Source organism: Allobosea rubneri (assembly GCF_032464875.1).
GTDB lineage: Bacteria > Pseudomonadota > Alphaproteobacteria > Rhizobiales > Beijerinckiaceae > Allobosea > Allobosea rubneri.
In genome coordinates, this window is the sequence record NZ_JAWDID010000071.1 from 1 (window position 1) to 26,020 (window position 26,020).

Consider the following 26,020-nt stretch of genomic DNA (forward strand, 5'->3'; position numbering starts at 1 on the left):
TGATCCAGTGCATCATGGTCGCGCTCGTCTGCCTCTTCCCGCAGATGGTCATGCACTACAAGTCATCCGCCGTGCAGCTCGACCAGCAGCAGATCAACAAACAGTTCGACTCAATCCAGATACCGGGAATCGGTGGCGGACCAGGAGGCTTCGATCTGAGTGCGCCTCCGGGCCTCGCGCCGCCGAAGCCTTGATCGACGAGGCAAGGCGGCGGTGCCGATGAGCGCTGCCGCCGTCGCTTCGCGAATGCGAGCCTTCAGCTCGCCACCCCCTTCCACGACTGCCCGGACCAGCAGCGAAGGCCTGCCTCATGAGTGACGAGATTCCTGCCCTCGATATCGATCATCTGCGCGGCTGGATCGGCCGCGAGGATGTCGCCGTCGATCTCGTCGGCGAGGACCTCGCACGCAAGTACCATGCGACGATGGATTTTCCCGGCGAACCCGCCCGGCAGGGCGAGATCCTGCCGCAGCTGATCCATTTCTGCCTCGCGCAACCGGCTGCGCCGATGGCCATGCTCGGGGCCGACGGTCATCCGAGCCGCGGCGGGTTCCTGCCGCCTGTACCGCTGCCACGGCGGATGTGGGCGGGCGGTGCCGTAACCTTCCACGGAGATCTGAGGGTTGGCGACCGCGTCAGGCGCGTCTCGCGGATCGCGGATGTCACGCTCAAGCACGGTCGCAGCGGGCCGCTCTGCTTCGTCACGGTCGAACACCGGCTCGAGGCGAATGGCAGCCTCGTCCTGGAGGAGCGACAGGAGATCGTCTATCGCGAGGCCGCGGTCCCGGGCGCACAAGCCGAGGCGCCAACACCGCGCGACCCGGGCACGCATCGTCGTTCGCGACAGTGCGGGGCGGCGCTCTTGTTTCGCTATTCCGCGCTGACCTTCAACGCCCATCGCATCCACTACGACCGCAGCTACGCGCAGCAGGTCGAGGCCTATCCCGGCCTCGTCGTCCACGGCCCGCTGCAGGCGGCCTGGCTCTGCAATTATGCCGCTGAACTCCTCGGCGCGCCGCCGAAGCGCTTCAGCTTCCGCGGGCTTTCCCCGCTTTTCGAGCATGACGACTTCGCGCTCCATGCCCGCGAGGCAGAGGGCGGGCTCGAGCTCTGGACGGCGCGTGAGGGCGGCCCGGCCTGCATGTCGGCGAAGGCGTACCGGGCATGAGCGCGGCGCTGGATTGCCTGGTTCCGCTCTTCGTGCCGGGCAACCGGCCTGAACGCTTCGGCAAGGCCGCCTCGGCCGGTTGCGACGCCGTCATCCTCGATCTCGAGGACGCCGTCGCTCGCGATGACAAGGCGGCCGCGCGGGCAGCATTGCGGGACGACTTCACCGATCTGCCGATCATCCTGCGGATCAACGGGCTCGGCACGCCCTGGCATGAGGCCGATATCGCGGAGCTCATGGGACTGAAGCTCGCTGCGGTGATGGTTCCGAAGGCCGAAGCGGGCGAGGCCTTCGCGAAACTGTGCGCGCGCCTGCCGATGCCGGTGATCGCGCTCATCGAGAGCGCGCGCGGCCTCGCCGATGCCCGTCTTATCGCGGCGACCGGCAATGTCGCGCGCCTCGCCTTCGGCAGCATCGACTTCTGCGCCGATCTCGGCTGCGCCCATAGCCGGGAGGCTCTGCTCGCGGCCCGCAGCGAGCTGGTGCTGGCCTCGCGGCTTGCATCCCTCCTGCCGCCGATCGACGGCGTGACCACCGCGATCGACGATGCCGCCATGATTGCAGGGGATGCGCGCCATGCCCGCGAACTCGGCTTCAGTGGCAAGCTCTGCATCCATCCCCGGCAGATCGAGGCCATCCGTGCCGGCTTTGCTCCCGATCCGGGCGAGATCGCCTGGGCCCGCAAGGTGCTGGTGAGCGGCGATGGCGCGGCCGCGGTCGATGGCGCGATGGTCGACGAGCCTGTGCGCCTTCGCGCGCGCTCCATTCTGATACGCGCGGGAGAGAGCGGCGCCTGAAGCTGGTGGCCGCTGCCGCGCCCGCTTATGCGAAAAATCTCGGCCCGAGGACGGTTTCGAATGGCTCTGCCTCCGCTCATTCTCATCCCCGGTCTCCTGAACGACGCGGAGCTGTGGCGTGACCAGATCGCAGTGCTGGCGGATATCGCCGATTGCCGGGTTGCCGATATCACGCAAGGCGAGAGCCTCGAGGCGGTGGCGCGGAGCGTACTGGCGCAGGCGCCGCCGCGCTTCGCGCTCGCCGGCTTCTCGCTAGGCGGCTACGTCGCCGTCGAGATGGCGCGCATCGCGGCGGAGCGCATCGAGCGGCTGGCATTGCTGGATACCTCGATCCAGCCCGACGATCCCGAACGGGCGGCCGCTCGGCAGATCCGCGACAGGGCGGCCCGCGCGCCCGGCACCTTCCATGGTTTCGGCGACCGGCTTCTCAGGACCTATCTCAGCGCAGCCCATCTTAAGGACGAGCACATCGTCGGGCGCATCCGGGGCATGACGCAGCGCCTCGGCGCCGAGATATTCCTGCGCCAGAACAACATCCTGCGAAAGGATGGCGCTGGCGTTCTGGCCGGCCTGACCTGCCCGGTGCTGATCCTCTGCGGCGAGGAGGACCGGCTGACGCCGCTTGCGGAGCATCAGGCGATGGCGCGCCTCGTGCCGCAGGCACAGCTCGTCACCATACCCGGCAGCGGCCACATGACCCCGATCGAGAACCCCGGGGCGGTCAACGCGGCCCTGAGGGACTGGCTGCGATCGCGTCGATAAGGTGTCTAATCCCGTCGGCCTCGGCCGAGCACAGTTAGCCAAAACCTGCACGGCAAAGGCCGGAGCCCGGCGGCTAGCGACAGTCCAGGCGTAAGTGCAGGCCGTGGGTCGGGCCTGCCGCAGGTCGGCAGCATCTGTGGTCTGCTCAGACTAGCCTTGGATAGCGCAGCGGCTGCCGACTCAGCGTCCTTCCGCATTGCCGGTGTGGCCGTTTGGATCTTGACTGCGCCCAACCGCGCCAAAATTTCGCCGATCGCGCGCTGCCAGATCCTGCCCACCCGGCTTTGTTAAGTTACACTAACCAGTCCAGAAAGCTCTGATCAGCTTATCCGGCACTCGACCTCCGCTTAGCTTCCCCGCACTGCCGACGCGTCCGAAAGAGGTCTGCGGCCGGCAAGCCCGATCCAACCGAGCAGGGGCTCAGCATGAGCAAAGCCAGGACGCTTTTCGGGGGCCTCGTCGGCCTCCTCATCACCACGACTGCCGATGCGCGGGACTGCGCCAGGACCGGCACGACCTCGCCCGCGGAACTGCATCGCGAATGGATCATGACCGGCTGGGAGAAGCGCACTGGCGACGCGCCGTTCGACTTCAAGACGAAGCTCGGCAAGTACTATGATTGGTCATCCACGGACGTCCTCCTCTACGACGATCTCGCTCCCGAGCGGCGGATGGCCAGAAGCGCCGAAGCCTATGGCGCAATGTGGACGCCGATCTTCGTGAGCCAGCGCGAGGTGCGCCACGCCGTGGTCGATGGCCCGGACGCGATCATCGGTGGCGAGCTCGCGAGCTCGACGCTCGAATTCGCCGCCCGCCTCGAGGCCGGCGACGGCAGGATTTCCGGCATTCGCGACCGCTCGACGCTGGTCTGGCGCTGCGGCGCCGAGGGCTGGCGGATCGTGCGCGAGCACAACTCCTCCTATCCCGTCGATCGCGCCGAGATCGATCGCCTCGTGCCGGTACCCGCCACGCGCTGAGAGCGCCGCCCGCGCCTCCGACCTTCGAGGCCGACCGAAAGGCGACGCCCCGCCGCGCGCCGCCGCAAAAGCGGCGGGCTGGACGAATGACCGCGCGGCGAGACGCGCCCCGACACCCGGCTTCCAGATCCCGCCCGGAAGACGGGGCAGCGACGGATAACCGACAGGAGAGATAGAGATGAAGAGCGATGATCGCACGCCGCAGCTGACGCGCCGGCGCTTCGGCCAGGCCATGGGCCTTGGCCTCGCCGCAGGCGCGGAAGTGAGCTGGATGGCCTTCACCAACATTCCCGCCTCGGCCCAGACGACGTCCGAAATCACGATGAAGGTCGCCTTCAGGGTCAACGGTCAGGCGCACAGCCTTGCGGTCGACCCACGCACGACATTGCTCGACGCCCTGCGGGAGCATCTCGGCCTGACCGGTACGAAGAAGGGCTGCGACCATGGCCAGTGCGGCGCCTGCACGGCGATCGTCGACGGCCGGCGGATGAACACCTGTCTCAGCCTCGCCCTCATGCACGAGAGCAGCGAGATCGACACGATCGAGGAGCTCGGGCGAGTCGAGGAACTGCACCCGATGCAGGCGGCCTTCATCGCGCACGACGGCTATCAGTGCGGGTATTGCACGCCGGGCCAGATCCTCTCGGCGGTCGCGACATTGGACGAGATCGCTGCCGGCATCCCGAGCGCGGCCACGCGCCGGGTGTCTCAGCCCTCACCCGCGAGCCCCGAGGAAATCCGCGAGCGCATGAGCGGCAATCTCTGCCGCTGCGCCGCCTACCCCAACATCATTGCAGCGATCACAGACGTCCAGGAGGGCCGCCGATGAGACCCTTCGCCTATCAACGCGCGAGCTCCGCGAGAGAGGCCGTCGCCATGCTGGCCGCCCGGCCGCAGGCGCGGATCATCGCCGGCGGAACGAACCTCCTCGATCTGATGAAGCTGCAGATCGAGACGCCGGCGCATCTCGTCGACGTCAACGGGATCGGGCTCGACACCGTCGAACCCGACGGGGCCGGCGGCCTGCGTCTCGGCGCGCTGGTGCGGAACACCGATCTTGCCGCGCACGACACGATACGGCGCCAGTACGGCGTCCTCACCCGCGCGCTCGTCGCCGGAGCCTCCGGACAGCTTCGCAACCGCGCGACGACGGCCGGAAATCTGATGCAGCGAACGCGCTGCCCCTATTTCTACAGCACCGCAATGGCCTGCAACAAGCGGGAGCCCGGCTCGGGCTGCGATGCGCGGGAAGGCGCCTCGGCGAACCTCGCCATCCTCGGCACGAGCGCCGCCTGCATCGCCACCCACCCTTCGGACATGGCGGTTGCGATGCGGGCCCTCGACGCGGTCGTTCGCGTGCTCGGCCCCGCTGGCGAGCGCAGCATTCCGATCGCCGACTTCCATCGTCTGCCGGGCGCCACCCCCGAGGTCGAGACCGCCTTGCAGCCCGGCGAACTCATCACCGCAGTCGAGCTGCCCGCGCCGCTCGGCGGCACGCATGTCTATCGCAAGGTCCGCGAGCGGGCGAGCTATGCCTTTGCCACCGTGTCGGTCGCCCTGATCGCACGGATCGACGGCGAGCGAGTGGCGATCGAGCGTCTCGCTTTCGGCGGGCTCGCCGCGAAGCCTTGGCGGGTGGAGGCAGCCGAGCGCCGCGGTTTCGGCACGCCGGAGGAGATTGCCCGCGACGCTGCCACCGTCGCGCTCGCAGGCGCCCGTCCGACCGACCGCAACGCCTACAAGATCGAGCTCGCGCAGCGCGCCCTGCATGCGGCCCTGATCGATGCATTGGAGCAGAACCGATGACCCGCCTCGACAACCCGAACACCGCCATCAGGATCGTCGGCCGCCCGATCGACAGGCGGGACGGTCCGCAGAAGGTGACCGGTTCCGCGACCTATGCCTATGAGAAGACCGGCGCGGGCAAGGCGCTGGTCGGCTTCTTCGCGACGGCGACGATCGGCCGGGGCGAGATCGAGACCATCGACACTTCAGCCGGCGAGGCCATGCCCGGGGTCAGGCTGATCGTCACCTATAGAAACGCGCCCCAGCAGGCGGCGCTGGACACGGGCAACCGGGCGTTCACGACGCGGGCGCGCCCGATCCTGATGGGCAGGCGCATCCACCATTTCGGCCAGCCGATCGCCCTGGTCATCGCCGAGACCTACGAGCAGGCTCGCGATGCCGCGCGTTCCGTCGTCGCGACCTACACCACGGAGCCGGGCACCTTCGTCTATGCCGAGGGCAATCCCGTCCACCAGCCGGAACTTGCCAATGCCGGCTTCGCCGGATCGACGAATCTCGGGGACTTCGAGACCGGCTTCGCGACCGCCGCCTTTCAGGTCGACCAGACCTACGAGACCCTCCCCCATTGCGCCCAGCCGCTGGAGCCGCATGCGACTCTCGCCCATTGGGAGGGGGAGACGCTGCATCTGACGACCAGCCACCAGACGCTGCGCTACATCCAGGCATCGCTCAGGACCGCCTTGGGCCTCGCGCCCGAGAACGTCGTCATCTCCGCACCGTTCGTGGGCGGCGGCTTCGGCTCGAAGCTCGCAGTGCACGCCGACCTGATGGGAGCGGCGATCGGCGCCAGGATGGTCGGGCAGCCGGTGAAGGTCTGCCTCACCCGCCAGCAGATGTTCAGCCTCGTCGGCATGCGCCCCTGGCACCGGCAGCGGGTGCGGCTTGGTGCCGACGCCGATGGCAGGCTGACGGCGATCGGCCATGAGGTGCTGCTCTATTCGAACGAGCGGGATCCGTTCATCGAGCAGACGGGCATCGTGACGCGCTCGCTCTATGCCGGTCCAAATCGCATGACCCGGCACTTGGTCACCCATCTCGACCTGCCCAATGGCGAGGCGGTGCGCGCGCCCGGCGAGCTGCCGGGGCTGCTGGCCGTCGAGACGGCGATGGATGAGCTCGCCGAGGCCCTGGACATGGACCCGATCGCGTTGCGCGTGCTGAACGACACCACGACCGATCCGGAGAGCGGCGCGCCACTGACAGGCCGAACGCTGACGCAGTGCCTGCGCACCGGAGCCGAACGGTTCGGTTGGTCCGCTCGCCTGCGCCAGCCACGGGCCCGCCGGGACGGAAACTGGTTCGTCGGCATGGGCGTCGCCTCCGCCATCCGCACCCATTTCCAGGGCGCGACGGAGGTGGAGGTGGCGGTGACGCCGGATCGCCGCATACAGGTGCGCTCGGACATCACCGATATCGGCACCGGCAGCTATACGATCCTGGCTCAGGTCGCAGCCGAAGTTCTGGGCGTCGATTTCTCCGAGGTCGACGTGATGCTGGCCCATACCCGCCTGCCGGCAGGCGGTGGCTCAGGTGGTTCCTGGGGTGCCTCGAACACGACGGCCGCGCTCCACCAGGCCTGCCTGGCGCTCCTGGAGCGAGCCGGCCTCCCGGCGGGTCCGGGCCTCGTGCGGCAGACCCTGGCGGCGCATCCGGCAGGCCTCTCCGCGCGCGGCAACCTGCCGTCGATGGGGAATGTGCCAAACTGGCGCGAAAAGTCCCGCCACACCTATGGCGCCCATTTCGTCGAACTGGCGGTGCACCGCCTCACCGGCGAGACCAAGGTGCGGCGGATGCTCGGTGTCTTCTCCGCCGGCCGCATCCTGAATCCCAAGACCGCCCGGTCGCAGCTTCTCGGCGGCATGATCTGGGGGCTCTCCGCCGCGCTGCGCGAGGCAGCCGAGATCGATCCGCGACGCGGGAACGTCGTCAACGGGGATCTCGCGGAATACCTGCTGCCGGTGCATGCCGACGTTCCCGATGTCGACGTGATGATGCTCGACGAGCCCGATCTCGAAGCGAACCCGATCGGCGTGAAAGGGGTCGGCGAGCTCGGCGCCTGCGGCTCTTCGGCGGCGTTTGCCAATGCGCTCTACAATGCCTGCGGCATACGCGCCCGGAGCTTCCCGGTGCATCTCTCCAGCCTGGTGCCAGAACTCGGCTAGTTGGGCCTTGGGCGCCCTCGCCCAAGGCTGAACTGTTCGCCTGGGGCGACAGCAGCGTACCAGCGGGCGGTAGCACATGGTCCCCGTGACGAGTGCCGCGGCTGGGTGTGGCGCGGCGTCGTGCTCTGGGACAAGACCGAGAGCAGCCGGCCCCAGCTCGGCCGCTATCGCAACCAGACCAAGTTCGTCGTTTGGGGAACCAATAGCCACCTTACGGCCCCCAGCCCGCCCTCGATCTCACCGCCCTTCGGTCCCTGGAGGGACATCACTCCGCTCTGCGACGGATCTCGAAACACTCTCGGTCAGGTCGGGCTTGGGCGGGCTCAGCCGTCCAGCGGAACGGCACGTGATCGACCCACATCGATGCAGGATGACGAATAAGCCGCGCGCGACCGCAATCATCGCCTTGGCTATGCCCCGGCGCCTGGCGACACCCGAACCCAGAAGCCGCCGGCCCGCCTGCGCGGGTACCGTAGTCAACTCCCGGTGCAAAAGACCGCGTCGGGCTACAGCCGGCTGACCGAAGCGGTTGACCGCTCAATGTCCAGAATATCGCGTCGAAATGTCCAGAAAATCGCGGCGCGCTACGGTAGCTGATGGTTATCCGCAGAAAGCCAAGTCTCTGGCAAAAAAAATTGGCTGACGACGCAGTCAGGATCGAACCAGTCTGCGCGCATTTTCCCTGTTTACCCGCCGGAATCAGGGATTGTGGCCCATTTTTCCGCCAAACGGCTCGATATTATCATCGTTAGGCTCGTGATTTCAGCAACTTAGCGGAGTTTTCCCTGACAACATAAACAGGGAATTCTCTTGGGCTAGCAGCGAAACGCAACCCGGCAGCAGCGAATCCAGCTCCACGAGCAGTAAGCATTCGGCATTGACAAAATCCGTTCTCGGTAAAAGTATAATGACCATCGCGCAGCAGTGCTGACGTCGATTCAAGTTCCCATTCAACATCAAGAGACTGAAAGGTGATGTCAATGACATCAAACCTTGTCGAATTGCATGTCGAGCTTGTTGATATAAACTTGCTGAAGCCCTACGCCATGAACGCTCGCGCTCACAGCCGCAAGCAAGTACGGCGCATTGGCGACAGCATCAAACAGTTCGGCTTCACTAATCCATTGTTGATCGACGAGCTTGGCGAGGTCATCGCCGGCCATGGCAGGTTGCAGGCAGCCCAGCAGCTCAAACTTGGCCAAGTCCCGGTCATTCGGTTACGCCATCTCGACACAGCACAAAAGCGCGCCTTGCGCCTTGCCGACAATCGCATCGCCGAATTGTCGAGCTGGACGGCCGAACTGCTGACCTCCGAATTGCAGTTCCTTGTCGAGACCGACTTTGCAGTCGAAGTCACCGGGTTCGATACGATCGACCTGGATCGCATCCTCACGCCTGCCAACGCGGCGGATGATCCCGACGATGCGCCCGTGCCCGCGCCGCCAGATCAGCCGACTTCGCGGTCGGGAGACATCTGGCTGCTCGGAAACCACAAACTCATCTGTGGCGACGCCCGCCTGCCTGAGACCTACACTGCCTTGCTGGGCGCCGAGCTTGCCGATCTCGTCATCGCTGATCCGCCTTACAACGTTCCGATCTCTGGTCATGTCAGCGGCACGAACCGTCACGGCAACTTCGCCATGGCATCGGGCGAGATGTCGCGCGCCGAGTTTCAGCGGTTTCTCTCGCAGGTTCTGACTTGCGCCCGCGATCGCTCCCGCCCCGGCTCCGTGCATTACGCTTTCATGGATTGGCGCAGCTTGGCTGAGCTCCTCGCTGTTGGCGCGAATGTCTATGCCCAGCTGCTTAATATCTGTGTCTGGGCCAAGACCAACGCCGGCATGGGAAGTTTCTATCGCTCCCAGCACGAGTTCATCGCGGTGTTTCGACATGGCGATGTTGCCCACATCAACAACGTCCAGCTCGGCCGGCTCGGACGTCATCGTTCCAATCTCTGGACCTACGCCGGTGCGACGACCTTCTCGCGCACGCGCGACGCTGACCTGGTCGACCATCCGACGGTGAAGCCGACCGCGATGATCGCGGACGCCATTCGCGACGCCAGCAGGCCCGGCGACTTGGTACTCGATCCGTTCGGCGGATCCGGGTCGACATTACTGGCAGCGGACAAGGTCGGTCGACGCGCCGCTCTGATCGAATTCGATCCAGCCTATGCCGACGTCATCCTGCGCCGCTTTGAAGAACGAACTGGTATCGCACCAATCCTCGCGGCGACCGGGCTGACCGTCCATGTCGTGCAACGTCAACGACGGCAGGAGGCGCATCATGGCGAATGACGGCTCCGATGACGATGAGCAGGCGCCCTACCCCGTCGGCTATCGCAAGCCACCGCCCGAGCACCGCTTCAAGCCGGGGGAGACGGGCAATCCGCGTGGTCGGCCAAAAAAATCAAGAAACCTGAACACCCTGCTTGAAGCGGAGCTCGATCGCCCGGTCTTCATCAAAGAGCACGGCCGCCACCTTCGCATCGCGAAGCGAGAAGCCATCGTCAAGCGCCTCGTCACGGATGCGATCAACGGCGATCATCGGACTTTGGCGCTTCTGTTGAAGGCAGGGCGCGTGACCCCTCAGCCGGAGCCGATCGACTTTGACATTGGTTCAGATGCCGATCTTGAAGCGTACTTGCAGCGTGCATTAGCCGCCCGACGGAAGGAGGCTTTAGATGAGCCAGTCGAAGCCGATGCTGAGGAAGCACCTCCTGACGTCGATGTATCAGAATGATTTTATCGCGTTCGTCTCCCTTGCTTACAAAATCATTCACCCGGGAAAAGACCTTCAGAAGAACTGGCATATCGACGTCATCGCGGATGCGATACACTGCTGTCTACGCGGTGAGCACAATCGGCTCGCGATCCATGCACCACCGCGCTCGCTAAAATCCTTCATTGCCTCAATCGCTTTCCCGGCCTTCGCCCTGGGGCGCGATCCGACATTGAAAATCATGTCGATCGTCGCAACCCAGGAGCTAGCGGGGGATTTTTCCCAGAAGCTCACCCAATTGTTCAGCAGCGACCTCTACCGCAACCTCTTCCCGCATATCCGCTTCGAACGAAGGCGCGAAGCTATTCGGCTGGACCACGGCGGCAGCTTTATTTCTTCGCCGTTCTTCAAATCGCCAGTGGGGCGAGGCGCTGACATCCTCATCGTCGATGATCCGGTTTCGCCTGGCGACGCCAAGAACGATCACTTTAACGCCAAGGCTGCCGAGTGGTTTTCGGCGGAGATTGTGCCGCGCCTCAACGACAAGGCTTCATCGATCGCCGTCCTGGTGATGCAGCGCCTGGCAAAGACTGATCTTTGCAGTGCGTTCTTCCCGGGCGATCCGCGCAAGACACTGGTGTTCACCGCGGTTTCGCGCCGAGAAGAGCGCTGGGAGCTGCAAGACGGAACAACCTATATCCGCCCTCCACGTACCCCCCTCAATCCCAAGAGGGAGACGCTTGAGCAGCTGTGGACAATCTATCGATCAATGAAGTTCGGTGATTTTGCCTTGCAATACCTCCAAGATCCCTATGCCGACCGATATATCAATGGGCCAGTCTATTATCCGTTCGACACCACCGATTGGACACCTGACAAAGGCGGCCCGAAGTGGTGGATGCTGTTCAGCAATGCCCGTTATGTGCAATACGAATGCTTCGGCGTCGGCGATCCGCCGCCTTATCTGGCTAAGAACCCGCTCACCGACGAGCAAGAGGATGAGCTAGTGGCTTGGGCCCAAGCAAAATTACTCTGCGAGATGCAGAAGGATCTTGAAGACGACTGAAATCCGCACCCACCGTTCGAGCTTCTCGAGAGCCCCCCGACGACAGCGTTCGCACCGACAATCACGCTCTCATCCGCATGGCGACGCTTGGGGATGAAGGTGTTGTCGGAACAGCGGTTACACCCTAGCTCCAGGCCTGACAACCTGGCGTGACTGTCGGGAGATGCGCGGCTCTGAGCGATGCAGAATTCGGGCGAGGTGATTAAGGCCTCAGCAAAGCATTCTGCAGTCGGTCCTTCGACATCAGGTCGTAGCGACGCTTGCTTCAACAACGCATAATGCCCGCAGACGTTTAATCTCGGCGCGTTGCTCGTTTTCCCAGCCGGTCAAGTTCAGCGGCGGGCATCCCGACACGATCTCTCTCTTCTCGACCACTGCGACGTTGTCGGGGATCTCGCAGTATGAATAGGTCAGATTCTCACGCATCCATTCGGTGAGGCGGCGTTCTCCCTCGGCCTCGAAGCGGTAGTTCATGATATTCGAGCGGGACGCCCCAGGGGCCCGTGGCAACGCACGAAGCTGAAGCTCGCTCTTCAAGATCGCACCGAGGCTACGGCGGAACGTCGAGAAGCCGCTATGCTGATGCTCGAAGTGGCAACGTGCGTCCAGACTGCTGTCAGTCATGCCGATGTAGAGCAGACCGTTCGCAGGCATTGAGATGGGTCGTAGCCTATCGGGACGGTCGATGAAATAGGCGTAGATTCCCGCCGCGCTGCTTGGGGGGCGTTCGTCCCATCGATACTTCGGTCCGAGTTCGAAGGTCATTTGTGTCCCCCACCAAGCCGACCACACGTTGATTATGCGGATCGGGCGTGACCAACTGGTTTCGGCAGAAAGCTGTCGTAGCGTTTCAGCTCGGCTGATGGCCTGCTCGTGTGTGCTGCCAATGACGCCGAACAATCGGCGCGAACCAGAAGACGCCAATCGCCACGAAAGCGACCCCGAACAACATGTTCTGTCGGACCGTCTCTCTCAGCTTTGCTGCAGTCTCCTCATAGGCGAGAAGCACTCGGCCATTGGTCGTCGCCTGGTAGACGAGACGCCTGCCTGGATCGACCAGGAAATTCAGTTTTTGACCGCGCGAGATGCGGTCCAGATCATCGACCCACAGGGTTTGGACGGGGCGATAGGTTCCCGAGATCCGACCGGCCGCCAATAGCGGAATGTCCTGCGTCCGATAGGTGCCACTACTCTGCCGATGGCCGATGCCGCCATATCGTACCAGCGGTGTCGTCACGACCATCCGGCCGAAATGCTCGATCAGCGATAGCCGCTCTCGGGATTGCGGGCCTTTCCACCAAGAAGCGGCGAGAATGGCGAGCCCAAGGACCAGCGCGGCTGCCCCAAACAGCAACAGCCATAGTTCGCTCGGCTTCCGTTGTGCAGCCATGCGGCCTCGAAACGGGTGAACCCGGTCAACCGTAACAGTCGCCAGATCGCGACGTAAAGATCGGTGCGCGTCTCAGGCCGCAACAACGACCAGCCTTCTTCCCCTGCACAATTCCCTTCACAAGCGGTCGCTTCTGCGACGCTGATAATCGCGAGGTGAACGTCGGGGACCTGCCCACCCCGTCCAGCACGCGACTTCAGGACGAACGCTTTCTATCCGGTCCGGTTGATCTTTTCCGCATGGGGAATCCCTCACGGACGAATCCGACATGGGCGCCCCCTCCCCCAAGGCGATCATCGCGAATGGAGCGCCGGTCCGCCGCGGCTCTCCTTTCCTTGAAGGCCTTTGCGATCTGGTCCCTGAGCGGCTTCAAGATGTATTCGAGCGGGGTGCGATCCTCGGTCCTGACGAAGACATCGGCCTGCATGCCGGCGCCGACACGATGGGGCGCGAGACGGGCGAGTTCCTCGGGCGTGACACTAACCCGGATCGTGTAGAAGGTAGCGCCGGTCTGCGGGTCACGGCTGGTATCGGCCGAGATGCGCGAGACCTTCCCATTCAGCTCCGGCGTGGTGCGCTGGTTGAAGGCGTGGACCTTCACCAACGCGGCGCGCCCGAGGGCCAACTGGTCGATGTCCGCCGGCAGGATGCGGGCTTCGACCTCGAGCCCCTCCTCGGCCAGGACGATCATCATCACCGGTTCGGCCGGCGTGATTACCCCGCCGACGGTATGGACCGCCAGCTGATGCACGAAGCCGGCGCTCGGCGATCTGATCTCGATGCGCTTCAGCTGATCCTCGGCCGCAACACGGCGCTCGACCAGCTCCGCGCTGCGCGCTTGGATCTCGCGCAGCTCCTTCATCACCTCCTCGCGCAGCGCATCCTCGATCTGGATGATCTGGAGCTGCGTCTCGCCGATTCGGCTTTCAGCCTGGGCGACCGCGGCCAACAGCTGCCCCTTCTGGCCCTCGAGGTTCGCAGCCTCCCGCTCCAGCACCGCCTTGCGGCTCAGCTTGTGCCCCGGCGCCGGCTTCGAGGTGTTTGGCCGACGGTAAAGCGCGTCGATCGCGCGCATCAAAGCCAGATCGGCAGACAAGGCCACGCGGGGCAGATAATAGACGCTGCCCCGGCTGATCCCGAGCGCCCTGGCTTGCCGGTTGAGCGGCAGATCATGCGAGCGGTCGATCATCGCTTTGCGCTCAGAAGGCCTGCCTTGCCGAGCGCGCCGGACAAAAAATCGTTCTCCAGCGCCAGCTCTCCAATCTTCGCATGCAGCGTCTTCACGTCGATCATGGGCGCAGCCGGCTCCGACTTCGCCTCGGACCCGAAGACGCCTGCGGCCCCGTCAATAAGCTGGCTGCGCCATTGCGTGATCTGGTTGGGGTGGACGTCGAACTGCTGCGCCAGATCGGCCAGCGTCTTCTCGCCCCTGATCGCCGCCAAAGCGACCTTCGCCTTGAAAGCCGGGCTGTGGTTCCGGCGCACGCGTCTCGTCATATCCGCTCCTGTTCACGGCAATCATGCCGCGTTCAGGCCGAAAATCCACCTACGACCGGTGTCCAGATTTCCCGAGCCAGCTCTTAGTGCCTCCTGCCATTCGATGGAAAAGATCGCACCATCAAAATCCGGGATCAAACAATTAGACGAAAAGGAGGCACGTTTTTCATTGAACCTCCAGATTTGGCATGAACTCCTGCGTTGCAACGTCTGCTCACTGTCAATGCCCGCTGAACACGAGCATCTGGATCGGCAGGATGAGCGCCTGGATGCGCAGCAGCAGCGCGTGAACAAGGCCGACTGCATCCACGGCGTGGAGCATGATCTTGCGCCCGGTCGAGAGCTTACCGGAGGCGATCAGCTCGTGATTGCTGGAATAGGCATTGGCGATGCAGCTGCTGCCCGGGGTGACGCCGTCGAGCCCACCGGCATGGAGCGGTTCAAGGAATGTCAGAAGCGTTCCCGGTTTCGAAACCTGCTGCGCGTCGATCAGGACCTCGGCACTGCGCAACTGGCCCGCGGCGATGAAGTCCTGAACGCTCGTGACCACCATCGGGATGACCACCCAGGGCTTGGAGAGGCAGGTCACCTCGGCGACCATGCCGACCTTCATGACCTGTGCCTCGATCTGCGAGAAGCCGGCCTGCAAGGCTACTCGCCCGGCTTCCTGCGGGATCAGCACGCCCGCAGGCCTCAGCAGTGGGTTGACGACATCGCCCACTCGCAGCGTGAACTGCTCGATGCGGCCGGTGACCCCAGCGCGCACCACCGTCCGATCGAGATCGGCCTGCGCCTGCACCAGAGCGGCCTCGGCACTCGACCTTTCGGCCGGCAGCAAGGTCGAGATCCGCGTTTCCGCGCTGGCCTTCGATGCGACTGCTGCGGAAACCGCGGCGTCGCGCCCTGCGACGAGGTTCTCGAGCCGCTCGATCTCGCGCCGCGCAACGATATCGTCATTGCGCCGCCGGAGTTCCTGCTTGGTCTCGAGCTCGTCGAGGGCCTGCTTGTGGGCACTCCTCGCCTCGAGAATCTTGCTCTCATCGGTGAGGAGATCAGCCTTGGCGACGACGATCGCGGCCTCGACCTCGGCAACCTTGGTCCGGGCGGTCGCGACCGCCGCCTCCTGCCGGCTGCTGTCGAGCCGGAAGATCGGATCGCCCTTCGTGACATTGCCGCTGATTCCGACATGGATCTGGGCGACGCGACCATTGATCTCCGGCACGATCGGCACTGTCCGGAACATCACCGAAGCGCTGGTCGTCGAGGGGTGATTGTAGAAGATCACCGTGATCAGGCTGACCGTCAGCATCAGGCAGGAGATGATGCCCCAGCGGAGCTCGAACCAGACCGAATAGAAGGTGATCTCCTTGCCGAGGCGCTTGCCCTGCCGGAACCGCCTGTAGAGGTAGTCGGGGACGATGGTGAGGAGCGAGCAGACCAGTAATTCAAGCATGGCCGGTCTCCTTCGAGCCCTTAGCACGGCTCTCGCTTGCTGCATGCGCGGTGTCCGCCGGCGGCGCATCGTCGATCTCAGCCTCGGCTTCCGGCGGCTTCACGCCGGCGATGCGCTCGAGCGCATGCGCCATCCGGCCGAATTGACCGGAGAAATCCGGGATGTCGATCAGTGCCAGGAGCAGGCCTGCGACCCAAAACAGATGCACATGAGTAAACAGAGCGAGCAGGCCTAGGACCGCGACGATCTCGAACTGGAGCTTCTGGGATTTGTGCGCCATGCGCTCAGGCAAGGTGTGCAGGCGCAGGAAGACCAGGCCGACTCCGAGCACCGCCGCCAGGAGGATGATGGCGGTGATGACCATCAGCGTGTCGGTCTCCCCCGGCGCAGTGATGAAGGCCGGCAGATGGTGCGGCGCCAGGGGATGAAGGCCAGCGGCCATCGGAACACTCCAGTTCAAGAGCACGCCGTAATCAGCCTGCTACACAAGCTAATCGGACCACACGTTCTCTATCAATAGCTTAGAGCCACCAAGCGCGATCAACGTTCGGAAGTTAGGATCAGCCCTAGCTGATCCAATTGCGCGCGAAATTCACCTCCTCATAGCCATGCGGCTTCTGCCGCTTGGGCAGTTTGATCTTCTCGCGCGGCAGCGCCTCGTATGGGACGGAGCTCAGTATGTGCGAGATGATGGCCAGCCTCGCCTTGCGCTTGTCGTCCGAATGGACAGCGTACCACGGCGCCCAGGCAGTATCGCTCGCATGGAACATCTCGTCCCTGGCGCGCGAGTATTCGTACCAGCGCGAATACGACTTCAGATCCATCGGGGAGAGCTTCCAGATCTTCCTGGGATCGTTGATGCGCTCCTCCATGCGGCGCGTCTGCTCATCCTGGCCGACCTCGAGCCAGTATTTCAGCAGGATGGCGCCGGACTCGACGATGGCTTTCTCAACGTTGGGGACGACCTGCAGGAACCCCTTGGCCTGCTCCTCCGTGCAGAAGCCCATGACCCGCTCGACACCGGCCCGGTTGTACCAGCTGCGATCGAAGATCACGATCTCGCCGGCAGCAGGCAGATGCGGCAGGTAGCGCTGGACATACATCTGCGAGCGCTCGCGCTCGGTCGGGGGCGGCAGCGCGACGACGCGGAAGACGCGCGGACTGACCCGCTCGGTGATCGCCTTGATGACGCCGCCCTTGCCGGCGCCATCGCGCCCCTCGAAAACGATGCAGACCTTGCCGCCGGCATGTTTCGCCCATTCCTGAAGCTTCACCAGCTCGCCGTGCAGCTCGCGCAGTTCGCGCTCATACTGCTTGCGCTTCATCGGCTTGTTTGAATCCGCCTTCATCGTCGTGCTCCAGCCGCTATGACCAGCTCAGGAAGAACGCGACATCGCCCGGAAGGCCCCCCGGCCATTCGACGATCATGGCGCGCAGCTTGTATTTTGCCGGCTGCAGATGCTCCTTCCAGAATTCGTAGGCTTGGCGCGGCCGCCCGGTCAGCGTCGTCGGCCAATCCGCCTCGGCATTGTTGATCGCCCGGCCGCGATCCGTGCAGAGCGCGCTCGGGAAGCGCATGACGAGCACTTCCTTCTCGCCACGCTCGGCGGCGGCTCGGGTCTTGTTCGCCAGGCTGTGCTTGATCTCGGCGATCTTCTCCGGCGTGACGGCGATTTCTTCCTGCAAGGTCGCGACAAGCTTCTTGCGGGCCTCCTCGGCCTTGTCCATGGCGCCCAGCAGCTTCGACGCCTTGGCCATTTCGAGATCCGCCATGTAGGCGCGGAGATCGTCGGCGGACATGAAGCTCTCATCGGCCAGTGTAGCCGTCTGCGGTTTGGAACTTGCGGTCGACATGGTGCGCAACTCCTGCGTCGGGTTCCTCCGCAGGTCGCCCTGCGGAGGAACTCCGGCCTGTTCAGAGCCTGACGACGTGAATGGCCTCGGCGAAGGTCAGATCGACCATGTCGCCGCGCCGCAGGCGCCGCAGATCCTTCGCGATATCGGGATCAACCACCCTATGGGTCCGCGGCCCCGCCGGGCCGACATAGCTGACCATGCCGGTGGCCGGATCATAGCTCTCGAACTTCGCGGTCAGGGTGAGCGAGCGCTCGACGAACCTGTCGGGCAGGTTCTGGAAGCGGGGCGCGCTGACCTCCTCGGTGTAGACGATCTCAGGACGGGCGCCCCGCTTCGCGCGCCGGGCACCGAGCACTGCGCCTTCGACGCGCCGGATCTGCAGCCTGTCGCCCGGGCGGATTGCATTCAGATCGCCGAAGATCTCGGGGACCATCACCCGCCACGCATATTGTCCCTGGCGGACGACGACGATGCGCGTCGCGGGATTGATGGTGACGACCTCGACATCAATCCGCTCGACCTCGACCGCGCCCACGCCGGCCACGATCACGGTCTCGCTCGTTACCGTGGGGGTCGTGGCGCAGCCCGCAGCACCGATGGCCAACGAGATTGCGAGGATCCAGCTTGCATGCTTCGACATCGGAACTCTCCACCCTGAGGAACACCAATCTGCTTCCTGAGCGCCATGCGTCCGATCGAGGCGCAGTGGCGTCCCATCCCCATCATCGAAGCATCGGTTGCGTCCGAAAGCCACAGCCGTTCTTTCGGTCCGATGCCCTAGCCTCCGTGCCGCCCGGAATGCCGGGCCTGACGCTCGTGAATCGCCTGCCGGAGCTCGGCCTCGAGCCCGTCGATCAGATGCCTGTATTCGTCGCGTCGGGCAGCGGCACCGGGCGCTTCCGAGGCTTCCCAGCGCCGCAGCGCCAGCTCCGCCTCAGCGAGGTCTCCGCAGATATTGCGGAAGCTCTCGCTGCCCATTACCAGCTCCTCGATCACCTTTTTGTGTTTCGGCAGACGCCTGATGGCAGCCAGAACGCCCGTATCCATAGGATCGAGCCCCCGCGAAAGGTCATAATTATGTGGCCTGCCGGCCGCGTTGGGAGTAAATAACGGGAGGTTACACAGAAATACCGCCTCGCCTTGCCTTTACTAATCGGATGTCCGGCTCGGGGGAGCCTATTCCGTGGAGCAGCAACGGCCCAGGAACTGTGATGACAACAATACTGCGCCGCCGGGGCCTACCCCGCCGCAGGAGGAAATCCGCGCGCAGCTCGACCGTATTCTCGCCAGTGCGGAATTCAGCGTGCCGGCGCGGGTGCGCCAGTTCCTGATCTATGTCGTCAACGAGACGCTGGCCGGGCGGGCGGACCGGATCAAAGCCTATTCGGTGGCGGTCGAGGTGTTCGGCCGGGACTCCAATTTCGACATTCAGAACGACCCCGTCGTGCGCATCGAAGCGGGGCGGCTTCGGCGCGCGCTAGAACGCTACTATCTGCTGGTCGGCAACTCCGCCCCTGTCGTGATCGAGATCCCCAAGGGCGCCTATGTTCCTTGCTTCCACTGGCGGCAAGAGCATGGGGATGACGCCCAGCCTGCTGGGCCGCCGCGCGTCGACCAGCATGGCAGCGATACCGCCGCCCTGATCGGGCGGAGCTCGCCCTGGCTCGTCGGCTCGCTGCTCGCGCTGGCGATGCTTGCGGCGGGTTACCTCGCCTGGCTTGTGACCCCGCCGCAGCCTGTGACCACAGCGAGGGCGCCATCCGTGCCCGAAGGCCCCTCCTTGACGGTCAAGCCCTTCGCCAATCTCTCGGGCCAACCGGAGGTCAACTATTACGCCGCCGGTCTCTCCGAGGAGTTGCTGGCGCAGCTCGCCCGTTTCAAGGAGCTCACGCTCCGCGCGCGCGAGACTCCAGAAGGTCCGTCGGCTGACGCCACTGCCCGAGAGACTCCGCGCCTTCCCGGCAGTCGCTATGTGCTAGAGGGCGGCATCCGCCTGTCCGATGGCAAGCTGCGGGTATCGGTACGCGTGCTGGACGGCGAGAACGCGGTCGTTCTGTGGGCCGGGACCTATGACGCCGATCCGCGCGACAAGCCGATCGTCGAGATCGAAACGACGATCGCCGCGAATGTCGCGACGGCTGTCGCGCAACCCTATGGGGTCATCTTCACCAATCCGCCGCTCGTGCGGCCGGGAAAGCTCGGGCTGGCAAGCCTGCCGCAGGATTGCTCCTACCGCTTCTACCATTACCGCACCGTGATCGACGCCACCGAGCATGCACAGGCTCGCGAGTGCCTGGAGCAACTCACGGAGCGCTATCCGCAGCATGCGACCAGCTGGGCGATGCTGTCCTATCTCTATCTCGACGAAGAGCGCTTCAAACTGAACCGCCGCGCCGGCCAACCGACGCCGATGGTCAGGGCTCGGGCCGCCGCCGAGCGCGCGACGCGGCTCGCGCCGGAGAATGTCCGGGCGCTGCAGGCGCTAATGACGGTGCTCTACTTCAGCGGCGAGGCTGCCGAGGCGTTGCGCATCGGCGCGCAGGCGCGGGCACTCAATCCCAACGACACCGAATTGCTCGGCGAGTTCGGCGCCTGGCTCGCGCAATCCGGCAACTGGGTGCGCGGGGCCAGCCTTATCGAAGAGGCGATGGCCAAGAATCCCGGCCATTCCAGCTATTACACCGGGCTTCTCGCCCTTGCCGCCTATATGCAGGGCGAGGATGCGCGCGCCGTCGACCTGATCAAGCGGGCCAATCTGCAGCGCTTCTCGATCTACCACTTCGTGGCCGCGCTGATCTTCGCCCGGTGCGGCATGGGCCATGAGGCTGCGCAGGCCCGCGCCGAATTCCTGAAGCTGCGCCCCGGCTTCTTCGCCAATTTCGACGGCGAGCTCGACCAACGCAACTTCAACACGAGGGACCGCGCCATTCTGATCCGCGGCGCCATCCAGGCCGGTTTTCCCGTGCGGACACAGCTTTCCGCCTGGGACGCGCAGCGGCACGCAGCGGCGTCGACCTTCGGGCCGGACGGCGACCCCGCCCAACGTAGCCAACCGTAACCTACTTCCCGGAACGGCCTTTGCGGCCTGCACTGCTGTGAGAAATGACGCGCAGCGGAATGGCAGGGGCGCGACGCAGCAGCCCGTTTCGGTTGCGGTATTGCCGGCGAAAATGCGCCGACAAGCGTCCTGCCATCCGCGATCGACCTCAGCGCGCCGGCTTCCGGCGCCCCCTGTCCGGCCGAGCCGACCCTACCGATGGAGGCCCGATGACAGCATCGACCCGCCGCCGAACGCTAATCGCCGCATCTCTATACGTTGCCATGCTGAGCCTGGCCACGCCACCGGAAGCGCGGGCACAGGCCGGCGCCTTCCAGGGCGCCTGGCTCGAGGAAGGCGGAGCCTGCTCCAGCGTCTTCGTCTCCAAGGGAAGGGCAATAGCATTCCGGCGGCCAGCGGCCGCCTTCGCACCAGCTTTCATCGTTGCCGGCCAGCGCCTGGCAACGCCGCTCGCCACCTGCCGGATCGTCCGCATGACCGCCCAGGGCGATCGGCAGATGCTGAACCTGAGCTGTACCACCACCGTCTCGTCCGACAGCGCCCGCGCCGTGTTCGCACTGGCGGAGGGCGGGACGCTCAATCGCTATCTCGGCCCGGAAGGCGGCATAGCGACCAAGTATCAACGCTGCGGCCAGGACTCGTTGAAGCCACACTGAGGCCGCGCGCATTCCGAGGTGACCGGCGGCGCGGCGACGCGCCTGGCAGCAGATCGGGGAAAGCCATGTCAGCTCTCGTACATGTCGTTGAAGGGGGTCTGTCCTCTCAGCCTGGGATCGATGGCCTGGTGCGGGCCTGCGGCTACCGGACCAAGGCCTATGGCAGCGCTGACGAGATCCTCAGCCAGATTCCGAACGACGACAGCGCAAGCTGCATCGTCGTCGACGTCGAGATGCCGGACACCGTCGTGCCCGACCTGTTCGACCGGCTGAGCAGGGCCGGCTCGAACCTCCCGGTGATCTGCCTTTCCGGTCCGAGCGACGTGCGCACCGGCGTCAGGGCGATCAAGGCCGGGGCCGAGGACTTCTTCACCAAGCCGGTGGCCTCGGAGGAGTTGATCGTCGCGATCGATCGCGCCATCGCCCGCCATCGCCTAGCGAGCGAGCAGGAAGGCCGGATGCGCGCCGCAAGACAGCGGCTGCTGCTCCTGACGCGGCGCGAGCGCGAAGTCTTCGATCTCGTCATCCGCGGCAAGATGAACAAGCAGGTCGCCTTCGCGCTCGGCACTACCGAGCGGACGGTGAAGGCGCATCGTCACAAGGTCATGGAGAAACTGCAGATCCGTTCGGTGGTCGAGCTCGTATCGTGCGCCGAGCGGCTCGGTCTGCTGCGCTTCGCCGATCCCTAGCCCCGCCGCTTGGCGGGCGCGGCCGCCATACTCACTGTCAAACGGGGTCGAGCATGGTGTCGTCCGCCCATCACGCGCCTGCCGGGCTGAAGGCGCCGCGCGCTGCGGCCGTTGCCGGCATCCTGTTCTCCGTCCTGCTCCTGTCGGCGATCATGCTGGTGCTCCAGACGCTGCGCCTGCATCCGCGCGATCCCGGCGACTGGCTCGGCGCCCAGGCCTGGAAAGTCGAGCTCGCGCTGCATCTCATCCCCTTCGCCGGCGTCGCCTTTCTCTGGTTCATGGGCGTGCTGCGCGACCGGCTCGGTGCGCAGGAGCACCCGCTGTTCGCGACGGTCTTCCTCGGCAGCGGCCTGCTCTTCGTCGCCATGCTGTTCACCGCGGCTGCCGCCATCGGCGCGATCCTGACCACCCATGCGGTGCTGCCGCGCGAGCTCGCAGGCTCGGTGACCTTCACCCTGGCGCGGTCCTTCTCCTATTTCCTGGTCAGCGTCTACGCGCTGAAAGTCGCCGGCGTCTTCCTGCTGACGGCCTCAACCATCGTGCTGCGCACCGGAATCGCGGCGCGCTGGACGGCATTCTGTGGCTACGCCGCAGCCGCCTTCCTCCTGCTCGGCAGCCATATCGTCGACGGGGCCTTCCTGGTCTTTCCGCTCTGGGTCCTGATCATCAGCGGCGACATCCTGGTCCGCGAATACCGGCACACAGAGCCAGGCTAGACGGAACCGGCACGCCCCTCGCCTGCCGGGCCTTTGCTGCCAATGCCGGCCGGGGCGGGCTGCGCCGCAGTGCCAGGCTCCCGGCCGGCGAGCGCGCTGACCGCATCCTCGACATCGTCGAAGACCATGGTCGCTTCGGGCCCCTCGAAGAAGCCTGCCCGCTGCAGGATCTCCCAGGGTTCGCGGTGGAGTTCGGCAAGAACGAGCGTCAGGCCAAGTTGCGACAGATCGGCCCGCAACTTCTGCAGCATGGCGACCGCGGTCGTATCGACCTGGGCGACAGCGCTGGCATCGACCAGGAACCAGTGCGTGCCCGGCGGGGCCGCCTGCGCGACGCTCTCGAAACGGTCGCGCAGAAAGTCCGTATTGAAGAACAGGATGCTGCCCTGGACGAGGAAGATCACCATGCCCGGCACCGGCGCGGCACGTTCACTGCGGTGGAGCTTGTAGAAGCCGGGCCGCCCGGCGATCCGTCCGAGCAGGGCGACGCGCGGGCGCATCTCCTTGAGCAGGACATGCAGCAAGGTGCCGGCGATGGCGATGACGACGCCGCTGAGTACGCCGAGGCTGATCGCACCCCACATGCTGATCAGAGCGAAGATGAACTCGGTGCGGCTGACGCGCCAGATTTCACGCAAACCGTGGAGATCGATCAGGTTCAGCGCGGCGAAGGCGAGGATCGCGCCCAGCGCCGGGTTGGGCAAGAGGCGTAATGCGTCGTTGAGGTAGAGCAGCAGCGCGGTCAGCGCGAAGGCCGCAACGAGCCCCGAGATCTGCGAGCGGGCGCCGGCCGAGATGTTGATCGCCGTGCGCGAGTCCGAGACCGTGACCGGAAAGCCGCTGAACAGGCCCGAAAAAATATTTCCGTATCCGAGTCCGGTCAGCTCTCGGTCGGCGTCGACGTCGAACTTGTCCCGTGCGCCAAAGCTGCGCGCCGCGACGAGGCCGGAGCTGACGCTGACCAGCCAGACCGCGCCGGCACCGAGCAGCAGTTCTTTGAGCGGCAGCCGCGAGACATCGGGCAAGGACAGGCTCGGCATCGTGCTCGGCAGGCTGCCGATCACCTTCATGCCGCGGCCCTCAAGATCGAACAACGCGGAGGCAATGCCGGCCAGCACGACGACGACGAGCGGTCCCGGGATAGGCGAGCGCAACCGCGCCAGCAGCACAAGCAGACCGAACATCGCCGCACCGAAGCCGAGCGATGGCCAGTGGATCAGGCCGGCCTTGCGGAAAATCTCGAGCAGCGGCTGGACCAGCCCGTCACCTTCGATGCGGACACCGGTCAGCCGGCCGATCTGGCCGATCAGGATCGAGATCGAGATGCCGCTGATGAAGCCGATCAGGATCGGGCGCGACAGGAAGGACGCGACGACGCCGAGGCTCAGCCTGCCCGCCAGGACGCAGAGCACGCCGACCATCAGGGCCAGCGCCGCTGCGGCGGCAACGCGATCGGCCGGATTGTCGAGAGGCAGGGTCGCCAGCGCCGCGGCGAGCACGGTCATGGTCGCAGCATCCGGGCCGACCATCAGCTTGCGTGAGGGCCCGAACAGCGCGTAGCCGACCAGCGGGAGGATGCTGGCATAGAGCCCGACCTCGGCCGGCAGGCCGGCGATCGCGGGATAGGCGATGGCACTGGGGATGGCGACGGCGGCGACGGCGAGGCCGGCCGTGACATCGAAGCGCAAGCTTTCCAGCCGGTAGCCTACAAGGCTCGCGGGAAGCAGATCCCGGGCTCTCATCGCCGCAGCCCCGGCAGTTTCCGGGGCCTGCCTCCCGCATGGGCGTCACGAGCCGAAGGAAGATGAACGCGGGCTCGAAGCATCCGGAGGCCACCACTGCTGCTATTGGCCGGGCGAGACCTTCTCCCAGCCGCTGTCGGGATTGAAGCTGCCCATCCGGGCCGCAATGCGGGCGGTCCGGGGGCCGAGGTCCTTCTGATAGACCGTGCCTGAATGGTTGAGCATGAAGCTCATCACCCCGGACCTGCCATACTCCGCCGGATAGGCCAAGATGGCGAAGCCACCAATCATCCGCCCGCCGGCGACATAGTCGATCCGGCCTCCGGGCGCCGCGGAGCCCTGCCGCGTCAGGACCTTGAAGTAATAGCCGTGATAGGGCCGGCGTTCCTCGCCGACACGGTAGCCCTCGCCTGCCGCTTCGGCGGCGAGCTCTCCCAGCGGGCTCTGCTCCTCGCCGGCAGCGCTCGGCCAGTACAGGCCATCGCGCGTGCCCGGCCGGCTGACGATCCGGCTCGCGTAAAGACCCGCGCCCTTTCCTGTCCGATCCTTCGCCGCGTAATCCTGCTGCGCATCGTAGAAGGCGAGGATCGCCTGCATGGCGGCAAGCTCGTTGCGGCCGATCCGGCGGGCGGTGATCTCCCTGCTTCCGGCCTCGGAATCGAACTTCCAGCGGCCGCCGCTGCGAACGATCGGGATCGGGAAGGGAAACTCGTCCTGCCCGACCAGCAAGGTGGCGGTATCGCCCTTCTCGCTCACCGAATGGCGGTTGTCATAGGCGACGACGAAGCGCTCGCGATCGGCCGCGTCGGCGACCGTGTCACCGGAGCTCAGGATTGCGCGCGCTGGTGCGCCGAGAATGGTCCGCAGGCGCGCGACATCCCGGGCGCGTACCGCTTCGACCAGGGCCGCCGCGGCCTCAGCCGGCGTCTTGAAGGGCTGCTGGGCGCGCGCGGCCGTTGCCGGCGAGAGGATGAACGCCGCGCCTGCCGTGAGCAGGAGAGCGAACCGACGCAGCGCTTGCCATGGCTTTGTCATGAAACCGATCCCGGGAGTTGAACGAAACTGGCGACGAGACCCCTTCTCAGTCCGCATCGCCGACCGGCACGAGTGAGGGCGTGGCTGAAGCGCGCCACGCGGCGAAGCTCTGGAACGGCACGCCGATCTGCCGGTAGTCGACGCGCAGATAGCCATCGGCGCCTCGGCTCACCGCCCAGGGTGCGACGCCAAGGACCTCCTGGGCGATCACGCCGACATAGCGCTTGTCCGAGCCGCCATAGACGAAGCTGTAAAGACCGAGACCGTTGTCGAAATGCCCGAGCAGCACGACGTCGTGCTTCAGCCGGATGTCGGAGCGACGACCGCCACCCCTGCCACCGCCGTGGCCGCCGCCCATGCCACCGCGGCTCATCCCGCCGCCCCGGTTCATGGCCGGGCCGCGCCCCATGCCGGGGCCTCCGGCATGCATCGCCCGGGGACCGCCGCCGCGCGCATGCGCCAGGCTGG

26 protein-coding genes and 1 pseudogene are annotated in these 26,020 nt (G+C 65.3%); 15 read left to right on the plus strand and 12 right to left on the minus strand.

Annotation, left to right across the window (positions count from 1 at the left end; all coding sequences use genetic code 11):
• From RKE40_RS26645 to RKE40_RS26695, 11 genes are all read left to right on the plus strand, one after another.
• On the plus strand, positions 1-194 hold a 194-nt coding region (locus tag RKE40_RS26645), incomplete at its 5' end, for a hypothetical protein (protein ID WP_316021194.1).
• Positions 195-310: 116 nt separating this feature from the next.
• Positions 311-1,168, plus strand: a complete 858-nt coding sequence (locus tag RKE40_RS26650; RefSeq protein WP_316021195.1) for an HTD2 family dehydratase — start codon at positions 311-313, stop codon at positions 1,166-1,168.
• The gene (locus RKE40_RS26655) at positions 1,165-1,965 is read left to right on the plus strand and encodes an HpcH/HpaI aldolase/citrate lyase family protein (protein WP_316021196.1); all 801 of its coding nucleotides are present in this window, start codon (positions 1,165-1,167) and stop codon (positions 1,963-1,965) included. The genes RKE40_RS26650 and RKE40_RS26655 overlap by 4 nt, the downstream gene beginning before the upstream one ends.
• 60 nt (positions 1,966-2,025) lie before the next feature.
• Positions 2,026-2,727 carry an alpha/beta fold hydrolase gene (locus RKE40_RS26660; RefSeq protein WP_316021197.1) on the plus strand — a complete coding sequence of 234 codons (702 nt, stop codon included), beginning with the start codon at positions 2,026-2,028 and terminating at the stop codon, positions 2,725-2,727.
• 425 nt (positions 2,728-3,152) lie between these two features.
• Complete coding sequence (locus RKE40_RS26665) at positions 3,153-3,704, plus strand: YybH family protein (RefSeq protein ID WP_316021198.1); 552 nt, start codon at positions 3,153-3,155, stop codon at positions 3,702-3,704.
• A gap of 232 nt (positions 3,705-3,936) precedes the next feature.
• Complete coding sequence (locus RKE40_RS26670; protein ID WP_390893547.1) at positions 3,937-4,533, plus strand: 2Fe-2S iron-sulfur cluster-binding protein; 597 nt, start codon at positions 3,937-3,939, stop codon at positions 4,531-4,533.
• Positions 4,530-5,510 (plus strand): FAD binding domain-containing protein, encoded by a 981-nt coding sequence (locus RKE40_RS26675; protein ID WP_316021200.1) that lies wholly within the window; start codon positions 4,530-4,532, stop codon positions 5,508-5,510. The genes RKE40_RS26670 and RKE40_RS26675 overlap by 4 nt, the downstream gene beginning before the upstream one ends.
• On the plus strand, positions 5,507-7,672 hold the full coding sequence (locus RKE40_RS26680; protein ID WP_316021201.1) for a xanthine dehydrogenase family protein molybdopterin-binding subunit: 2,166 nt from the start codon (positions 5,507-5,509) through the stop codon (positions 7,670-7,672). The genes RKE40_RS26675 and RKE40_RS26680 overlap by 4 nt, the downstream gene beginning before the upstream one ends.
• Positions 7,673-8,652: 980 nt before the next feature.
• Positions 8,653-9,969, plus strand: a complete 1,317-nt coding sequence (locus tag RKE40_RS26685) for a site-specific DNA-methyltransferase (RefSeq protein ID WP_316021202.1) — start codon at positions 8,653-8,655, stop codon at positions 9,967-9,969.
• Positions 9,959-10,414, plus strand: a complete 456-nt coding sequence (locus RKE40_RS26690; protein ID WP_316021203.1) for a DUF5681 domain-containing protein — start codon at positions 9,959-9,961, stop codon at positions 10,412-10,414. Before RKE40_RS26685 ends, RKE40_RS26690 begins: the two co-directional genes overlap by 11 nt.
• Positions 10,356-11,459: a hypothetical protein gene (locus RKE40_RS26695; protein ID WP_316021204.1), complete on the plus strand. Its 1,104-nt coding sequence runs from the start codon at positions 10,356-10,358 to the stop codon at positions 11,457-11,459. Before RKE40_RS26690 ends, RKE40_RS26695 begins: the two co-directional genes overlap by 59 nt.
• 243 nt (positions 11,460-11,702) lie before the next feature.
• On the opposite strand, the gene RKE40_RS26700 is transcribed toward RKE40_RS26695, so the two are convergent.
• The 9 genes and pseudogenes from RKE40_RS26700 to RKE40_RS26745 all read right to left on the minus strand — a co-directional run bounded on the left by RKE40_RS26700 (position 11,703) and on the right by RKE40_RS26745 (position 18,634).
• Positions 11,703-12,224, minus strand: coding sequence for a GIY-YIG nuclease family protein (locus RKE40_RS26700; RefSeq protein WP_316021205.1), 522 nt, complete (start codon positions 12,222-12,224; stop codon positions 11,703-11,705).
• 85 nt (positions 12,225-12,309) lie between these two features.
• Positions 12,310-12,849, minus strand: coding sequence for a hypothetical protein (locus RKE40_RS26705; protein WP_316021206.1), 540 nt, complete (start codon positions 12,847-12,849; stop codon positions 12,310-12,312).
• A gap of 331 nt (positions 12,850-13,180) precedes the next feature.
• A pseudogene (locus RKE40_RS29820) lies at positions 13,181-14,346 on the minus strand (HlyD family type I secretion periplasmic adaptor subunit); the annotation flags it as partial.
• 220 nt (positions 14,347-14,566) lie between these two features.
• Positions 14,567-15,799, minus strand: coding sequence for an HlyD family secretion protein (locus tag RKE40_RS26720; protein WP_316021207.1), 1,233 nt, complete (start codon positions 15,797-15,799; stop codon positions 14,567-14,569).
• Positions 15,792-16,241 carry a hypothetical protein gene (locus RKE40_RS26725; protein ID WP_316021208.1) on the minus strand — a complete coding sequence of 150 codons (450 nt, stop codon included), beginning with the start codon at positions 16,239-16,241 and terminating at the stop codon, positions 15,792-15,794. The genes RKE40_RS26720 and RKE40_RS26725 overlap by 8 nt, the downstream gene beginning before the upstream one ends.
• A 124-nt stretch (positions 16,242-16,365) precedes the next feature.
• The gene (gene ppk2, locus RKE40_RS26730) at positions 16,366-17,148 is read right to left on the minus strand and encodes a polyphosphate kinase 2 (RefSeq protein WP_316021209.1); all 783 of its coding nucleotides are present in this window, start codon (positions 17,146-17,148) and stop codon (positions 16,366-16,368) included.
• A gap of 16 nt (positions 17,149-17,164) precedes the next feature.
• Positions 17,165-17,653, minus strand: coding sequence for a hypothetical protein (locus RKE40_RS26735; protein ID WP_316021210.1), 489 nt, complete (start codon positions 17,651-17,653; stop codon positions 17,165-17,167).
• A 61-nt stretch (positions 17,654-17,714) separates the two neighbouring features.
• Positions 17,715-18,296 (minus strand): hypothetical protein, encoded by a 582-nt coding sequence (locus RKE40_RS26740; RefSeq protein ID WP_316021211.1) that lies wholly within the window; start codon positions 18,294-18,296, stop codon positions 17,715-17,717.
• Between the two features lie 137 nt (positions 18,297-18,433).
• Positions 18,434-18,634, minus strand: coding sequence for a hypothetical protein (locus RKE40_RS26745; protein WP_316021212.1), 201 nt, complete (start codon positions 18,632-18,634; stop codon positions 18,434-18,436).
• 205 nt (positions 18,635-18,839) lie between these two features.
• On the opposite strand from RKE40_RS26745, the gene RKE40_RS26750 reads away from it, so the two are divergent.
• The 4 genes from RKE40_RS26750 to RKE40_RS26765 all read left to right on the plus strand — a co-directional run bounded on the left by RKE40_RS26750 (position 18,840) and on the right by RKE40_RS26765 (position 22,775).
• Complete coding sequence (locus RKE40_RS26750; protein ID WP_316021213.1) at positions 18,840-20,714, plus strand: adenylate cyclase; 1,875 nt, start codon at positions 18,840-18,842, stop codon at positions 20,712-20,714.
• 263 nt (positions 20,715-20,977) lie between these two features.
• Positions 20,978-21,370, plus strand: coding sequence for a hypothetical protein (locus RKE40_RS26755; protein ID WP_316021214.1), 393 nt, complete (start codon positions 20,978-20,980; stop codon positions 21,368-21,370).
• Between the two features lie 65 nt (positions 21,371-21,435).
• Positions 21,436-22,059 (plus strand): response regulator transcription factor, encoded by a 624-nt coding sequence (locus RKE40_RS26760; RefSeq protein WP_316021215.1) that lies wholly within the window; start codon positions 21,436-21,438, stop codon positions 22,057-22,059.
• 53 nt (positions 22,060-22,112) lie between these two features.
• Positions 22,113-22,775 carry a hypothetical protein gene (locus tag RKE40_RS26765; RefSeq protein ID WP_316021216.1) on the plus strand — a complete coding sequence of 221 codons (663 nt, stop codon included), beginning with the start codon at positions 22,113-22,115 and terminating at the stop codon, positions 22,773-22,775.
• Here the strand turns inward: RKE40_RS26765 and RKE40_RS26770 are convergent.
• The 3 genes from RKE40_RS26770 to RKE40_RS26780 form a co-directional block, all read right to left on the minus strand.
• Positions 22,772-24,517, minus strand: coding sequence for a SulP family inorganic anion transporter (locus RKE40_RS26770; protein ID WP_316021217.1), 1,746 nt, complete (start codon positions 24,515-24,517; stop codon positions 22,772-22,774). The genes RKE40_RS26765 and RKE40_RS26770 overlap by 4 nt on opposite strands.
• 102 nt (positions 24,518-24,619) lie before the next feature.
• Entirely contained in the window at positions 24,620-25,552 is a 933-nt protein-coding gene (locus RKE40_RS26775) for a DUF2950 domain-containing protein (protein ID WP_316021218.1), read from the minus strand.
• 46 nt (positions 25,553-25,598) lie between these two features.
• A partial coding sequence (locus tag RKE40_RS26780; protein ID WP_316021219.1) for a tail fiber domain-containing protein occupies positions 25,599-26,020 on the minus strand: 422 nt, incomplete at its 5' end.

What these genes read in the sequence shown, in the direction of transcription:
- RKE40_RS26650 (WP_316021195.1), top strand. Translation starts at nt 311, where the DNA reads ATGAGTGACGAGATTCCTGCCCTCGATATCGATCATCTGCGCGGCTGG.
- RKE40_RS26735 (WP_316021210.1), bottom strand. Translation starts at nt 17,653, where the DNA reads ATGTCGACCGCAAGTTCCAAACCGCAGACGGCTACACTGGCCGATGAG.
- RKE40_RS26775 (WP_316021218.1), bottom strand. Translation starts at nt 25,552, where the DNA reads ATGACAAAGCCATGGCAAGCGCTGCGTCGGTTCGCTCTCCTGCTCACG.
- RKE40_RS26670 (WP_390893547.1), top strand. Translation starts at nt 3,937, where the DNA reads ATGGGCCTTGGCCTCGCCGCAGGCGCGGAAGTGAGCTGGATGGCCTTC.
- RKE40_RS26700 (WP_316021205.1), bottom strand. Translation starts at nt 12,224, where the DNA reads ATGACCTTCGAACTCGGACCGAAGTATCGATGGGACGAACGCCCCCCA.
- RKE40_RS26725 (WP_316021208.1), bottom strand. Translation starts at nt 16,241, where the DNA reads ATGGCCGCTGGCCTTCATCCCCTGGCGCCGCACCATCTGCCGGCCTTC.
- RKE40_RS26740 (WP_316021211.1), bottom strand. Translation starts at nt 18,296, where the DNA reads ATGTCGAAGCATGCAAGCTGGATCCTCGCAATCTCGTTGGCCATCGGT.
- RKE40_RS26655 (WP_316021196.1), top strand. Translation starts at nt 1,165, where the DNA reads ATGAGCGCGGCGCTGGATTGCCTGGTTCCGCTCTTCGTGCCGGGCAAC.
- ppk2 (WP_316021209.1), bottom strand. Translation starts at nt 17,148, where the DNA reads ATGAAGGCGGATTCAAACAAGCCGATGAAGCGCAAGCAGTATGAGCGC.
- RKE40_RS26690 (WP_316021203.1), top strand. Translation starts at nt 9,959, where the DNA reads ATGGCGAATGACGGCTCCGATGACGATGAGCAGGCGCCCTACCCCGTC.
- RKE40_RS26675 (WP_316021200.1), top strand. Translation starts at nt 4,530, where the DNA reads ATGAGACCCTTCGCCTATCAACGCGCGAGCTCCGCGAGAGAGGCCGTC.
- RKE40_RS26765 (WP_316021216.1), top strand. Translation starts at nt 22,113, where the DNA reads ATGGTGTCGTCCGCCCATCACGCGCCTGCCGGGCTGAAGGCGCCGCGC.
- RKE40_RS26665 (WP_316021198.1), top strand. Translation starts at nt 3,153, where the DNA reads ATGAGCAAAGCCAGGACGCTTTTCGGGGGCCTCGTCGGCCTCCTCATC.
- RKE40_RS26770 (WP_316021217.1), bottom strand. Translation starts at nt 24,517, where the DNA reads ATGAGAGCCCGGGATCTGCTTCCCGCGAGCCTTGTAGGCTACCGGCTG.
- RKE40_RS26705 (WP_316021206.1), bottom strand. Translation starts at nt 12,849, where the DNA reads ATGGCTGCACAACGGAAGCCGAGCGAACTATGGCTGTTGCTGTTTGGG.
- RKE40_RS26685 (WP_316021202.1), top strand. Translation starts at nt 8,653, where the DNA reads ATGACATCAAACCTTGTCGAATTGCATGTCGAGCTTGTTGATATAAAC.
- RKE40_RS26695 (WP_316021204.1), top strand. Translation starts at nt 10,356, where the DNA reads ATGAGCCAGTCGAAGCCGATGCTGAGGAAGCACCTCCTGACGTCGATG.
- RKE40_RS26680 (WP_316021201.1), top strand. Translation starts at nt 5,507, where the DNA reads ATGACCCGCCTCGACAACCCGAACACCGCCATCAGGATCGTCGGCCGC.
- RKE40_RS26720 (WP_316021207.1), bottom strand. Translation starts at nt 15,799, where the DNA reads ATGCTTGAATTACTGGTCTGCTCGCTCCTCACCATCGTCCCCGACTAC.
- RKE40_RS26660 (WP_316021197.1), top strand. Translation starts at nt 2,026, where the DNA reads ATGGCTCTGCCTCCGCTCATTCTCATCCCCGGTCTCCTGAACGACGCG.
- RKE40_RS26745 (WP_316021212.1), bottom strand. Translation starts at nt 18,634, where the DNA reads ATGGGCAGCGAGAGCTTCCGCAATATCTGCGGAGACCTCGCTGAGGCG.
- RKE40_RS26755 (WP_316021214.1), top strand. Translation starts at nt 20,978, where the DNA reads ATGCTGAGCCTGGCCACGCCACCGGAAGCGCGGGCACAGGCCGGCGCC.
- RKE40_RS26760 (WP_316021215.1), top strand. Translation starts at nt 21,436, where the DNA reads ATGTCAGCTCTCGTACATGTCGTTGAAGGGGGTCTGTCCTCTCAGCCT.